This is a genomic window from Streptomyces sp. NPDC032126 (assembly GCF_055580085.1).
Window position 1 is genome coordinate 212,947 of the sequence record NZ_JBVIMA010000003.1, and the last position, 14,323, is coordinate 227,269.

General features: G+C 70.0%; 10 protein-coding genes. 9 read left to right on the forward strand and 1 reads right to left on the reverse strand.

Annotation, left to right across the window (positions count from 1 at the left end):
* Window positions 1–293 precede the first annotated feature (293 nt).
* From ACZ5NW_RS13955 to ACZ5NW_RS13970, 4 genes are all read left to right on the forward strand, one after another.
* Window positions 294–977, forward strand: a complete 684-nt coding sequence (locus ACZ5NW_RS13955) for a PadR family transcriptional regulator (RefSeq protein ID WP_468744044.1) — start codon at window positions 294–296, stop codon at window positions 975–977.
* Window positions 978–1,021: 44 nt separating this feature from the next.
* On the forward strand, window positions 1,022–2,104 hold the full coding sequence (locus ACZ5NW_RS13960; protein WP_468744045.1) for an inositol-3-phosphate synthase: 1,083 nt from the start codon (window positions 1,022–1,024) through the stop codon (window positions 2,102–2,104).
* Between the two features lie 92 nt (window positions 2,105–2,196).
* Complete coding sequence (locus tag ACZ5NW_RS13965) at window positions 2,197–3,525, forward strand: MFS transporter (protein ID WP_468744046.1); 1,329 nt, start codon at window positions 2,197–2,199, stop codon at window positions 3,523–3,525.
* A 72-nt stretch (window positions 3,526–3,597) separates the two neighbouring features.
* Window positions 3,598–4,071: an LppU/SCO3897 family protein gene (locus tag ACZ5NW_RS13970; RefSeq protein WP_468744047.1), complete on the forward strand. Its 474-nt coding sequence runs from the start codon at window positions 3,598–3,600 to the stop codon at window positions 4,069–4,071.
* 98 nt (window positions 4,072–4,169) lie between these two features.
* Here the strand turns inward: ACZ5NW_RS13970 and ACZ5NW_RS13975 are convergent, their stop codons facing one another.
* Window positions 4,170–5,636, reverse strand: a complete 1,467-nt coding sequence (locus tag ACZ5NW_RS13975) for a CCA tRNA nucleotidyltransferase (RefSeq protein ID WP_468744048.1) — start codon at window positions 5,634–5,636, stop codon at window positions 4,170–4,172.
* Window positions 5,637–5,893: 257 nt separating this feature from the next.
* On the opposite strand from ACZ5NW_RS13975, the gene ACZ5NW_RS13980 reads away from it, so the two are divergent.
* The 5 genes from ACZ5NW_RS13980 (at window position 5,894) to ACZ5NW_RS14000 (ending at window position 14,184) form a co-directional block, all read left to right on the forward strand.
* On the forward strand, window positions 5,894–8,350 hold the full coding sequence (locus ACZ5NW_RS13980; RefSeq protein WP_468744049.1) for a DUF6049 family protein: 2,457 nt from the start codon (window positions 5,894–5,896) through the stop codon (window positions 8,348–8,350).
* Window positions 8,351–8,394: 44 nt separating this feature from the next.
* A complete protein-coding gene (gene murJ / locus ACZ5NW_RS13985; protein WP_468744050.1) occupies window positions 8,395–10,725 on the forward strand; it encodes a murein biosynthesis integral membrane protein MurJ in 2,331 nt (776 codons plus the stop codon).
* A 136-nt stretch (window positions 10,726–10,861) separates the two neighbouring features.
* Window positions 10,862–12,577, forward strand: coding sequence for a protein kinase family protein (locus tag ACZ5NW_RS13990; protein ID WP_468744051.1), 1,716 nt, complete (start codon window positions 10,862–10,864; stop codon window positions 12,575–12,577).
* Window positions 12,578–12,604: 27 nt separating this feature from the next.
* A complete protein-coding gene (sigM, locus tag ACZ5NW_RS13995) occupies window positions 12,605–13,330 on the forward strand; it encodes an RNA polymerase sigma factor SigM (protein WP_468744052.1) in 726 nt (241 codons plus the stop codon).
* Window positions 13,327–14,184, forward strand: coding sequence for an anti-sigma factor family protein (locus ACZ5NW_RS14000; protein WP_468744053.1), 858 nt, complete (start codon window positions 13,327–13,329; stop codon window positions 14,182–14,184). Before sigM ends, ACZ5NW_RS14000 begins: the two co-directional genes overlap by 4 nt.
* The last annotated feature ends 139 nt before the right edge of the window (window positions 14,185–14,323 follow it).

Sequence of the window (14,323 nt, forward strand, 5' to 3'; positions counted from 1 at the left end):
GAAGTACGGATGTGGTCGGTTCCGCATTCACCCGTACGGCACCGAGGACATCGACGCCCCCCGGCGTCACGTGGTTCCCGGTGGTGTGCATGGCGCACAGACTACGCACCGCCAAAACCTGCCTAGCCCCAAAGTTCACCCCAAATCAGGCAACTCGCCTCCAACGAATCGGTGATGTGATCCCGTTCACGATCCCCGCTCTTGCCGCATGCGGAGGGCCGTTCTATCGTCTGGATGTATCGAGTCGATACATCAGCGCGAGATAAAGCCAGCGAAGGGGAGAGGAGGAGTCCATGAGCCGGCGGTCCGGAATCCTTGAGTTCGCCGTCCTCGGCCTGCTCCGCGAATCTCCGATGCACGGCTATGAGCTGCGTAAACGGCTCAATACCTCATTGGGTGTGTTCCGCGCGTTCAGCTACGGCACGCTCTACCCCTGCCTCAAGACGCTGGTCGCCAACGGCTGGTTGACGGAGGAGGCGGGGAACAACCCCGAGGACCCCCTCACCGCTCCCCTCGCCGGGCGCCGCGCCAAGATCGTCTACCGGCTGACGGCGGAAGGTAAGGAGCACTTCGAGGAACTGCTCTCCCAGACCGGCCCCGACGCGTACGAGGACGAGCACTTCGCGGCTCGCTTCGCCTTCTTCGGCCAGACCTCCCGTGATGTGCGCATGCGCGTCCTGGAGGGACGCCGCAGCCGTCTGGAGGAGCGCCTGGAGAAGATGCGCGCCTCGCTCGCGCGCACCCGGGAGCGCCTCGACGACTACACGCTTGAGCTCCAGCGCCACGGGATGGAGTCCGTGGAGCGCGAAGTGCGCTGGCTGAACGAGCTCATCGAGAGCGAGCGGGCCGGACGGGACCTCAGAGGTTCCGCCTCCGGGGGGACCGCTCAGCAGAACACCACAGATGGAGCGACGGGCGGCCTGCCCCGTCCCGGGGTGACCCCCCGGACGGATACGCCCGACGACACCGCCACGTGAGCGCCCAGTCAGGGCCTCACTCGTACACACAGGGAGCAACCGGAATGGGTTCGGTTCGCGTAGCCATCGTCGGCGTGGGCAACTGCGCCGCGTCGCTGGTGCAGGGCGTCGAGTACTACAAGGACGCCGACCCGGCGTCCAAGGTCCCGGGCCTGATGCACGTCCAGTTCGGTGACTACCACGTCAAGGACGTCGAGTTCGTCGCCGCCTTCGACGTGGACGCGAAGAAGGTCGGCCTCGACCTCGCGGACGCCATCGGCGCGTCCGAGAACAACACCATCAAGATCTGCGACGTGCCCAGCACGGGCGTGACCGTCCAGCGCGGCCACACCCTCGACGGCCTCGGCAAGTACTACCGCGAGACCATCGAGGAGTCCGCCGAGGCCCCGGTCGACGTCGTCCAGGTCCTGAAGGACAAGCAGGTCGACGTTCTCGTCTGCTACCTGCCCGTCGGTTCCGAGGACGCGGCGAAGTTCTACGCCCAGTGCGCCATCGACGCCAAGGTCGCCTTCGTCAACGCCCTCCCGGTCTTCATCGCCGGCACCAAGGAGTGGGCGGACAAGTTCACCGAGGCGGGCGTCCCGATCGTCGGCGACGACATCAAGTCCCAGGTCGGCGCCACCATCACGCACCGTGTCATGGCGAAGCTGTTCGAGGACCGCGGTGTCATCCTGGACCGCACGATGCAGCTGAACGTCGGCGGCAACATGGACTTCAAGAACATGCTGGAGCGCGACCGCCTGGAGTCCAAGAAGATCTCCAAGACGCAGGCCGTCACCTCCCAGATCCCCGACCGGGACCTCGGCGAGAAGAACGTCCACATCGGCCCGTCCGACTACGTCGCGTGGCTCGACGACCGCAAGTGGGCCTACGTCCGCCTTGAGGGCCGCGCCTTCGGTGACGTCCCGCTGAACCTGGAGTACAAGCTCGAGGTCTGGGACTCCCCGAACTCCGCGGGTGTCATCATCGACGCCCTGCGCGCCGCGAAGATCGCCAAGGACCGCGGCATCGGCGGCCCGATCCTGTCGGCCTCCAGCTACTTCATGAAGTCCCCGCCGGTCCAGTACTTCGACGACGAGGCCCGCGAGAACGTCGAGAAGTTCATCCGCGGCGAGGTCGAGCGCTAAAGCGCGACACCGCAACAAACCGCTCCTGCCAGGGCCGAGAGTCCCCGGGTCGTACGACTCGGGGACTCTCCCCGTATGTGAGGCTGTCCCGCATGGCCGTCGTCCGTGATCTGCGCGTCCTGCTGCGCTTCGGGAACTTCCGGCGTCTGCTGGCCGTCCGGCTGCTCTCCCAGTGCGCCGACGGCGTCTACCAGGTCGCGCTCGCGACGTACGTGGTCTTCTCCCCCGAGAAGCAGACCTCGGCCGCGTCCATCGCCTCCGCCATGGCGGTCCTGCTGCTGCCGTACAGCGTCATCGGCCCCTTCGCCGGCGTCCTGCTGGACCGCTGGCGCCGCCGCCAGGTCTTCCTCTACGGCAACCTCCTGCGCGCCGCGCTCGCCATGGCCACGGCGGTCCTGATCGTCGCCCGCGTCCCGGACTGGCTCTTCTACGTCTCCGCCCTGTGTGTCACCGCCGTCAACCGCTTCGTCCTGGCCGGCCTGTCCGCCGCCCTGCCCCGCGTGGTCGACGCCGAGCGTCTCGTCCTGGCCAACTCCCTCTCCCCGACCGCAGGAACGCTCGCCGCGACCGCGGGCGGCGGCTTCGCCTTCGCCGTACGGCTCCTCATCGCGGACTCCGATGCGGCGGTCGTCGTCCTCGGGGCGGTCCTGTACCTGTGCTCCGCCCTCGCCTCGCTGCGCATGGCGCCGGAACTGCTCGGACCCGAGCGCGACTTGGCGGCGCCCCGGCTCACCGTCGCTCTCCGCGGCACCGCGCACGGCCTGGCGGCGGGGGTACGGCACCTCGGCGAGCCGGGGCGCCGGGTGACGGCCTGGGCGCTGGGCGCGATGACCCTGATGCGGTTCTGCTACGGCGCCCTGACCGTCATGGTGCTGATGCTCTGCCGGTACGCGTGGTCGTCGGACTCCGACGCGGACAAGGGGCTGGCGCTGCTGGGGGTGGCCGTGGCCGTCTCGGGAGCGGGTTTCTTCGTCGCGGCGGTGGTGACCCCGTCGGCGGCGGGACGGCTGGGGCCGCTGTACTGGATCGTCGTCTGCTCGCTGGCGGCGGCCGTGCTGGAACCCGCGCTGGGGCTGCCGTTCGCCCCGGGCAGCGTGCTCGTCCTCGCCTTCGTGCTGGGACTCGTCACCCAGGGCGCCAAGATCGCCACGGACACCATCGTGCAGTCCTCCGTCGCCGACGGCTTCCGCGGCCGGATCTTCTCGCTCTACGACGTCCTGTTCAACGTCGCCTTCGTCGGAGCCGCCGGAGTGGCCGCCCTGATGCTTCCACCGGACGGCAGATCGATCCCGCTGGTGATCGGAGTCGCCGTCATCTACGGGGCGATTTCTGGGTCGTTGGCCCACTTTGGTCGCAGGTATGCGTCACATCAAGGCCACAGAGTTCCCCCAGGGCACGGAAGTGGCCATGGTGGCCGGTAACTTACCTCCGTCTTATGCGCCTCTTGTGCGGGGCGCTGCCACCAGCACTTCCAGAGGGAACCCCAGAAAAAGATGACGACTCCGCCGCCCGAGGGCCAGAACCCGTTCGCCCAGGGTCAGAACCCCTACGGCCAGCCTCAGGCCCAGGCACCGTACCCTCCGCAGGGCAGCGCCCCCTACGCGCCGGTTGCGCCGGTGCAGCCGAAGCGCAAGCTCAGCTTCAAGACGATCAAGACCATCGTCATCGTCCTCGCCGCCATCGGCGTGGCCATCGGCGGCTACATAGCGAGCCGGGACGACGCCGACACGGCCAGCGTCGGCGACTGCATGCACCGAGGCAGCAGCTCCGACACCGACCCGGACCTTGAGGTCGTCGACTGCACCTCCTCCAAGGCTCAGTACGTGGTTCTGGCCAAGATCAAGGGCACGTACTCCACCGAGCTCGCCGCTTCGACAAAGTGCGAGGCCGAGGCGAAGGACTTCCAGTACACCTACACCGAGTCCGGTGACAGCAGTGACTTCCTCCTCTGCCTGAAGGAGAAGTAAGGCAGACACACGGAGGGGCGATGTTTCACGTGAAACATCGCCCCTCGTGCGTTCATGGGGCGTGTTTCACGTGAAACATGCCCCGCCCTTCGTCGGGATCAGTCCTGTTCGGACCACCACTCCTTGAGGGCCGCCACCGCGGCGTCGTGTTCCATCGGGCCGTGCTCCAGGCGCAGCTCCAGCATGTGCTTGTACGCCTTGCCGATGACGGGGCCCGGGCCGACACCCAGGATCTCCATGATCTGGTTGCCGTCCAGGTCGGGACGGATCGCGTCCAGCTCCTCCTGCTCCTGAAGCTGCGCGATGCGCTCCTCCAGCCCGTCGTAGGCACGGGAGAGCGCCGCCGCCTTGCGCTTGTTGCGCGTGGTGCAGTCGGAGCGGGTCAGCTTGTGGAGGCGGTCGAGCAGGGGCCCGGCGTCACGGACGTACCGGCGCACCGCCGAGTCGGTCCACTCGCCGGTGCCGTAGCCGTGGAAGCGCAGATGGAGTTCGACGAGACGGGAGACGTCCTTCACCAGGTCGTTCGGGTACTTCAACGCCGTCATGCGCTTCTTGGTCATCTTCGCGCCGACCACCTCGTGGTGGTGGAACGAGACCCGGCCGTCCTTCTCGAAGCGGCGGGTGCGGGGCTTGCCGATGTCATGGAGCAGCGCGGCGAGCCGGAGGGTCAGGTCGGGGCCGTTCTCCTCCAGCGCCATCGCCTGCTCCAGGACGATCAGCGTGTGGTCGTAGACGTCCTTGTGCCGGTGGTGCTCGTCCCGCTCCAGGCGCAGCGCGGGCAGCTCGGGCAGCACGTGTGCGGAGAGCCCGGTGTCGACGAGCAGCCTCAGGCCCTTGCGCGGGTGCGCGGAGAGGATCAGCTTGTTCAGCTCGTCGCGCACGCGCTCGGCGGAGACGATCTCGATCCGGCCGGCCATCTCCGTCATCGCGGCGACGACCTCGGGAGCGACCTCGAAGTCGAGCTGGGCGGCGAAGCGAGCGGCCCGCATCATCCGCAGCGGGTCGTCCGAGAAGGAGTCCTCGGGGGTCCCGGGGGTGCGCAGCACCCGTGCCGCGAGGTCTTCGAGGCCGCCGTGCGGGTCGATGAACTCCTTCTCCGGCAGCGCGACGGCCATCGCGTTGACGGTGAAGTCACGGCGGACGAGGTCCGTCTCGATGGAGTCGCCGTAGGACACCTCGGGCTTGCGGGAGGTGCGGTCGTACGACTCGGAGCGGTACGTGGTCACCTCGATCTGGAAGCGCCGCACGGCGTCCCCGACGCGGGCCTCCTTCTGCGCGCCGACCGTGCCGAAGGCGATCCCGACCTCCCAGACCGCGTCCGCCCAGGGCCGCATGATCTTGAGGACGTCCTCGGGGCGCGCGTCGGTGGTGAAGTCCAGGTCATTGCCGAGCCGGCCCAGCAGCGCGTCCCGGACCGAGCCGCCGACCAGGGCGAGCGTGAACCCGGCCTCCTGGAAGCGGCGTGCGAGGTCGTCGGCGACAGGGGCGACCCGCAGCAGTTCAGTGACCGCGCGGTGCTGCACCTGGCTCAGGGCGCTGAGGTTGTCTTCGTTGGCGTTCGGCACAACAGAGAAGGGTACGTGGCCCAGGGGGCCCGGGGCTCCTCGATAAGGGGCCGGTGGACACCCCCCTCGATACACGGACAAGATCAGCGCTTGCTGACCTACGCGACGGCTCCTCTTTATACGCGCACATACAGGACGCCCCGGCGATGTCTCCGATCTTGTGGACCGGTCCGCGGCACTTACCCTCAGCGCGCATCGTTACCATGCGTGGACGCACATTGCGACGACCACTGACGACGACGAGGACGGGCGAACGCGTGGCCGAGGCGGCAGACTTCCCGGGGATGACTCCCTCACCTGCCCGCCGGTGGCTGCGGCGCACCGGAGCACTGCTCGCCGGGGCGCCCCTGCTGGCCGGTCTGCTCCAGCTGCCCGCGGCCTCCGCCGCCCAGGCGAGCGCGAAGGACGCCTCGGACAAGGGATCCGTGGCCGTCGCCGTGGACTCGCTCACCCCCAGCGTGCCCACCGAGGGCGACACCGTGACCATCTCCGGTTCGGTCACCAACAACGGCAAGAAGGCGATCACCGCCGCCCACGTGGATCTGCGGGTGGGAGCCGCGCTGACGACCCGGTCGTCGATCGCCGACACCGCCAAGCACGCCGCCGACCTCCCGGCCGACGACGGCACGACGGTCGGCGGCAAGTACACCGCGGCGTTCGCCAAGCTCATCCCCGGCGTGGCCCAGCACTTCACGATCTCCGTGCCCGTCGACCAGCTCGACCTCCATGACGACGGCGTCTACCCGCTGGCCGTGACCCTGTCCGGCGAGACGTCGTCCCAGCGGTGGGACCAGGTCCTGGGCGTCCAGCGGACCTTCCTGCCGTGGCAGCCCGACGCGGCGGACACACGGACGAGGACGACGGTGCTCTGGCCGCTGATCTCCACCGTCCACATGACGGCGGAGACCGCTTCGAACGCCCAGCAGACGCCGATCTTCCTCAACGACGACCTCGCCAAGGAACTCGCTCCGGGCGGCCGCCTGGACCAGCTGCTGTCGCTGGGCAAGGAACTCGACGTCACCTGGGTGATCGACCCGGACCTCCTGGCGACCGTCGACGCCATGGCCGGCGGCTACCGGCTGCGCGACGGCGACACCACCACGGCCGGCACCCATCAGGCGATCGCCGAGCGGTGGCTCGCCGAGCTTCAGGACGCGGTCGCCGGCAAGGAGGTCGTCGCCCTGCCGTTCGCCGATCCGGACCTGGCCTCCCTCGCGCACAACGGCACCGGGGTCACCGGTTCGCTCAGCCAGCTCAAGGCGGCCACCGACGTCGCCGCGACCACCGTGGAGACCATCCTCCATGTGACGCCGAGCACGGACTTCGCCTGGCCGGTGGAGGGTGCCGTGGACCCCTCCATCGTCAAGGTCGCCACCTCGGCGGGCGCCGACAAGGTGATCGCGCGCAGCGACAGCCTGGAGGAGACCAACGGTCTGTCCTACACGCCGTCGGCGGCCCGTCCCATCGGCGGCGGCACCACGGCGGTCGTCGCCGACACCCGGCTGTCGACGGCCTTCGAGGACGAGCTGACGCGGGCCTCCGCGTCCACCCTCGCCGTGCAGAGTTTCCTCGCGCAGAGCCTCGCGCTCACCCTCCAGACCGACAAGCAGCGCAGTATCGTCATCGCCCCCCAGCGCATGCCCACCGCGAGCCAGGCCCGCACGATGGCCGAGGCCGTGGCGGCCCTCCAGGGCGGCACCTGGTCCCAGACGCAGGGGCTCACGGCGGCGGCCACCGCCAAGCCCGATCCGAACGCCACGACGAAGGTGCCGCCGACGTCGGCGTACCCCTCCTCACTGCGCAAGCAGCAGCTGCCGCGGTCGGCGTTCGAGGACATCGCGGACACGCAGGACAAGCTCGACAACTTCAAGGTGATCCTCACCGACGAGTCCCGGGTCGTGACCCCGTTCGGCCGGGCCATCAACCGTGAGACGTCCACGTCGTGGCGGGGCAGGTCGAGCGCGGCCGCCGACTTCCGGGAGGACGTGCACTCGTATCTGAACACCCTCACCCGCCAGGTCAAGCTGATCGACAAGTCGGAGACCAAGCTCTCCGGGCGCAGCGCCACGATCCCCGTGACCGTGCAGAACAACCTGGTCCAGGGCGTCGACCACCTGGTCCTGCGCCTCAGGTCGACCAACCCGACGCGTCTTGAGATCGCCGGCAAGGACTACGACGAGCAGCGCATCGCCGTCTCCGGCGGGCACAGCACGTCGGTGAAGTTCACCACGTCCGCCAACGCCAACGGCCAGGCGACGGTCGTCGCCCAGCTGTACACGACGGACGGGCAGCCGTACGGCGAGCCGGTCACCTTCGAGGTGAAGGTCACCGAGATCACGGCCACGGTCATGCTGGTCATCGGTGGCGGCGTCCTGCTGCTGGTGCTGGCCGGCTTCCGGATGTACACCCAGCGCAAGCGGGCCGCCGCCCGGGAGGCCGAGGCGTCCGACGGCGCAGCGGAATCCGGCGACGACGCGGATGACGAGGCGGCCGACGGGAACGCGGACGGCGCGGCCGACGAGAAGGCGGGTGACCAGGCGGCCGGGAAGAATGCCGACGGCGCGGAGAACCCCGAGGGCGCCGAGGACCGTCTCAAGGAGGAGTCCGACGCCCGCTCGGGGGCAGACGACCCGGAGCAGCCGAGTGACGAGACACCGGACACCGCAGCGGAAAACGCCGACCCGTCCGGCACGGGTGAGAGAGTGGACCGTTGAGGATGTCGTGGCCGGTGGGCCCGGGACGATGAGGTGGGGTAAGCATGAACGCGCCGTACGACGGTGACCGCGGCCAGGCCGTGGGCAGCTCGGGCCCCCCCGGCGGCCCACCGCCCGAGCACGGCCAGGTGCCGCCGCAGCACCCCGCGGACATGTACCTCCAGGACGCCTACGACCAGGACCCCTACCGCGCCCAGGACCTCACCGCGCAGGACCCGGTCGCCGAGGCGCTCTACGACCGCGCCGCGCACCCACCGCCGCCCCCGGGCGCCTACGAGCCGCAGCAGCCCCTCTACGCGCAGCCGCAGCAGTCGCCGTACGCCCCGGACCCGCATCTGTGGGCGCAGACCCCGGCGCCCGAGCCGGAGGGCCCCACCCAGTACCTGCCGTACGGCGACGACCCCCGCACCACCCAGTTCGTGGGCGTGGACGACCTCGTGACGCACTCCGGCGAGGAGCGGCACGAGCCGGACGCCTTCGCGCATCTCTTCCGCGACCAGCAGCAGGGCGGCGCGCCGCGCCCGTCGTCGGAACCGCCGGTCGTCCCCGGTCCGGCTTCCGCCCCGGGCGGACCCCAGGGAGTGGCCCCGCAATACCAGGCGCCGCAGTACCAGGCGCCGCAGTACCAGGCGCCGCAGTACCAGGCGCCGGCGCCGGTGCCCACCGACGACCGGACCATGAACCTGGGTGCCGCAGCCGTGGAGCCCCCGGCCCCGGCACCCGCCGCCGCGCCCAAGAAGGGCGGCCGCGCGACCGGACTGCTGAAGTCCAGCGCGGTGATGGCGGCGGGCACGATGGTCTCCCGCCTCACCGGCTTCATCCGTTCCGCGCTGATCGTCTCCGCCCTCGGCGTCGGCCTGCTCGGCGACACCTTCCAGGTGGCCTACCAGCTGCCGACGATGATCTACATCCTCACCGTCGGCGGCGGTCTGAACTCCGTCTTCGTGCCCCAGCTCGTGCGCTCCATGAAGGAGGACGAGGACGGCGGCGAGTCGTACGCCAACCGGCTGCTGACCCTGGTCATGGTGGCGCTCGGCCTGCTCACGGTGGCCGCGATCTTCGCCGCGCCGCTCCTGATCCGCCTGCTGTCGGACTCGGTCGCCAGCGACCCCGCGGCCAACGACGTCGGCGTCACCTTCGTCCAGTACTTCCTGCCCTCGATCTTCTTCATGGGCATCCATGTGGTGATGGGTCAGATCCTCAACGCGCGCGGCAAGTTCGGCGCGATGATGTGGACGCCGGTCCTGAACAACATCGTCATCATCGTGACGCTGGGCATGTTCATCTGGGTCTACGGCACCGCCGCCGACTCCGGCATGAAGGTCACCAGCATCCCCCCGGAGGGCCAGCGGCTCCTCGGTATCGGCGTGCTGCTCGGACTCGTCGTCCAGGCGCTGGCGATGATCCCGTATCTGCGGGAGACGGGCTTCCGGCTGCGGCTGCGCTTCGACTGGCGGGGCCACGGCCTCGGCAAGGCCATCACCCTCGCCAAGTGGACCTTCCTGTTCGTCCTCGCCAACCAGGCCGGCGCGCTCGTCGTCTCCCAGCTGTCCACCTCGGCCGGCAAGGACTCGCCCGTCGACGGCACCGGCTTCGCCGCCTACGCCAACGCCCAGCTGATCTGGGGCCTGCCGCAGGCCATCATCACCGTCTCCCTGATGGCCGCCCTGCTGCCGCGCATCTCCCGCTCGGCGGCCGAGGGCGACACCGGAGCCGTCCGCGACGACATCTCCCAGGGCCTGCGCACCACCGCCGTCGCGATCGTGCCCATCGCCTTCGGGTTCGTCGCCCTCGGCATCCCGATGTGCACCCTGATCTTCGGCACCTCGGGCACCAGCGAGGCCACGAACATGGGGTACATGCTGATGGCCTTCGGCCTCGGCCTGATCCCCTACTCGGTGCAGTACGTGGTCCTGCGCGCCTTCTACGCCTACGAGGACACCCGAACCCCCTTCTACAACACGGTGATCGTGGCCGCGGTCAACGCGGGCGCCTCGGCGGCCTGCTACGTGCTGCTCCCGTCCCGCTGGGCGGTCGTCGGCATGGCCGCCTCCTACGGTCTGGCGTACGCGATCGGCGTCGGCGTCGCGTGGAACCGGCTGCGCAAGCGGCTCGGCGGTGGTGACCTCGACGGCGCCCGGGTGCTGCGGACGTACGCGCGGCTGTGCATCGCCTCGGTCCCGGCCGCCCTGCTCAGCGGCGCGGCCTGCTACGGCATCGCGCACACCATCGGGCAGGGCGTCATCGGCTCGTTCGCCGCGCTGCTGGTCGGCGGGGCGCTGCTGCTCCTCGTGTTCTACGCCGCCGCGCGGCGGATGCGCATCGAGGAGCTCAACTCGCTCGTCGGTATGGTTCGCGGACGCCTTGGTCGCTGAGCAGGGGGTAGGCGCACAACCTTCGTTGACCGTCGTGTGTCGTGCATAGCGACGGACTGTGGGCACAATTGGATCGGCGTCGGACGGCGCGCACGGGGTCGGTCGGCGCGCAATGGATGGGGAGGCAGGAACGACGGTGGCGGAACGGAGCACGGCTGCCGTCGACGTGGCAGACAACAGCGGCGATGAGCCGCTGACCGCACAGGCGGACCAGTCCACGGCCGACGGGGTGGCCACAAACCGGGAGCGGGACACGGACATCGACGAGGCACAGGGGAGTGGCGGGACCGAGCGTCCCGGGAAGGCCTCACCGCCCGAGCTGCACAGCGGCCACAAACTCGCCAGACGCTACCGGCTGGAGGACTGTGTCACCCGTCTGGACGGGTTCAGCAGCTGGCGTGCGGTCGACGAGAAACTCCGGCGCGCCGTCGGCGTGCACGTCCTGCCCGCGGACCACGCGCGGGCCCGTTCGGTGCTGGCCGCCGCCCGTTCCTCCGCGCTGCTCGGCGACCCCCGGTTCGTCCAGGTGCTGGACGCGGTCGAGGAGAACGACCTCGTCTACGTCGTCCACGAGTGGCTTCCCGACGCCACCGAGCTGACCACGTTGCTCGCCTCCGGTCCGCTGGAGCCGCACGACGCCTACCAGATGGTCAGCCAGATCGCGGCCGCCATGGCCGCCGCGCACCGCGAGGGGCTCGCCCATCTGCGGCTGAACCCCAACGCCGTGCTGCGCACCTCCAGCGGCCAGTGGCGCATCCGCGGCCTCGCCGTGAACGCCGCGCTGCGCGGCATCACCTCCGACACCCCGCAGCGCACCGACACCGAGGCGATCGGCGCCCTGCTGTACGCGGCGCTCACCCAGCGCTGGCCGTACGAGAACGACGCCTACGGTCTGTCAGGACTGCCCAAGGACATCGGTCTGATCGCCCCCGACCAGGTGCGTGCCGGCGTCCACCGCGGACTGTCCGAGCTGTCCATGCGGGCCCTCGCCAACGACGGGGCGACCGCCTCCCGGCACGAGGCCGCGTGCACCACACCGGAGGAACTGGTCAAGGCGATCGGCGAGATGCCGCGCATCCGGCCGCCGGAGCCGACGTTCACCGCGCCGCCCGAGTACCAGCGCACGACGTACCAACAGGGCACCTACGGCCGCCCCGCGCCGCATCCGGGCGCCACGCAGCCGGTAGCGGCACCGCCGCCCCCGCTGCAGAGCCGCACGGGCCGCGCGCTGAAGTGGGCCGTCTCGGCCCTCCTCATCGCCGCGCTCGGCCTGGGCAGCTGGCAGCTCGCGGACGCCCTGATGGAGCAGAACAACAAGTCCGACGACACCAACCAGACCCAGACGACGGACGGCGACAAGAACAGCGCCGCGCCGAAGCCGGTCAAGCCGCTCACCATCAAGGACGCCGCCGAGTACTACCCGGACGGCAAGCCCCAGCACGCCGACGACGTGAAGCTCACCTATGACGGCGACAGCTCCACGTACTGGCGGACGTACTCCTTCGACGACGGACCGGTCCTCGCCCCCTTCAAGCAGGGCATGGGCATCGTCTACGACCTGGGCTCCGAGCAGAGCGTGTCGGCCGCCTCGATAGAGCTGCTCTACGGCGGCAACCACACGACGGCCGCCCTGTACGCGACGGACTCCCTGTCCTCGTCCACCAGCCTCCAGTCCATGACGAAGATCGCCGAGAACCAGACGTCCGGCAGGCAACTGACGATCTCCGGCAAGAAGGCGGTGAAGACGCGGTACGTGCTCGTGTGGCTCACCGCGTTGCCGCACTCGGATCAGGACGAGTACAGCAAGGCGGGCTACAAGCAGGCCATCACCAACGTGAAGTTCACGGGCTGACATCTCACCGAAGGGGGAGGGGGTCCGATGGCCGAAGGCGCCGGGTACGACGGAGTGAGCGATCAGGAACTGCTCACCCGTCATCTCGACGGGGACCCCGACGCCTTCGGTGAGCTCGTCCGGCGGCACCGGGACCGGCTGTGGGCCGTCGCCCTACGGACGCTGGGGGACCGCGAGGAGGCCGCCGACGCGGTTCAGGACGCCCTCGTCTCCGCCTACCGGGCCGCCCACACCTTCCGCGGCCAGTCCGCCGTCACGACCTGGCTGCACCGCATCACGGTGAACGCCTGCCTGGACCGGGCCCGCAAGGCCGCCTCCCGCAAGACAGCTCCCGTCGACGACACCGAGCGCCTGGAGCAGCTCCTGGAGCCGCACGAGTCGGCCTCGGCCCCCGCCGAGCGCAATGACCTGCATCGCCAGCTCCTGGAGGCCCTCGGCACACTCCCGCCCGACCAGCGCGCCGCTCTCGTCCTGGTCGACATGCAGGGCTACCCGGTCGCCGAGGCCGCCCGCATGCTCGATGTCCCGACCGGGACGATCAAGAGCCGCTGCGCCCGGGGCAGAGCCAGACTCCTGCCGCTCCTGACCCATCTCCGGCCGGACAGTCCCGGTGAGGGGAAAGAACCGGGGGCCGGACGGAACCGGACGCAGGGGACATCCGTCCCACCGGCAGCGGACCCTCCCCCGGAGGGCTCGAACGGTGCCGGGACAGGCGACTCAGCTGCGGTGAAGGGCGGAGGTGGGCGAACGTGACATCGACGACGGACATGACCGGTCACCCGGACGTCACGGAGATCTCCGACCTCGTCGAGGGCCTGCTCAGCCCGCCCCGCAGCACGGAGATCCGCGGGCATCTCGACACCTGTGAGGTCTGTGCGGACGTCCGCACGTCCCTGGAGGAGATCCGCTCCCTGCTCGGCACGCTCCCGGGCCCGACCCGCATGCCGGACGACGTCGCCCAGCGCATCGATGCCGCGCTCGCCGCGGAGGCGCTCCTGAGCGCCGAGGCACCCGCACCCGCGGACGCCGTCGCCCATGTTTCACGTGAAACATCGGCACCGATGCGCCCCGTGGGCCGGCCCGCCACCCCCGGCACAACCGGCACGGGACCGGGCCGCAAGGAGCGCCGGCGCCGGGACCGGCGCAAGGTCGCCGTCCTCGGTGCTGTCTTCGGCGCCGCGGTCCTGGGCCTCGGCTCCGTCCTGGTCTCCTCGCTCATCAACAGCGGCGGTGGCACCACGGCACAGGGGCAGCCGTCGACCGCCGCCGACACCTTCTCCGAGAAGAACCTGGAACAGCAGGTCGACGGTCTGCTCGGCGCGCAGACGAAGGGTTCCAAGGCCCCCCAGCACATCATGGGCGACAGCGAGCCGCCCACGACCCTCCGGGGGCCGGCCGTGCCCCCATGTGTCCAGAAGGCCATCGGCGTGGAGGACGCGGCGCTCGCCACCAAGGAGGGGGTCTTCCAGGGCACAGACGTTCTCCTTGTCGTCCTCCCCCACCCCGACAGCACCCGCGTCACCGCCTACCTCGTGGACGACCGGTGCGTGAAGCAGCCGTCCGCGCAGGCCAAGGTGCTGTTGCGGGACACCTACGCGCGTCCCTGAGATTCCGCGGCTCGGTCTGCCTTCGCCACCCTCCGTGTGCCCGGACACACCGGGAATGCCTGCCCCTTAGGATCCGTTGGGTGGGGTGAGAGTTCAGAGTGGCTCCCACCGGTCGAACGATGCAGACCAGAGACGAGGA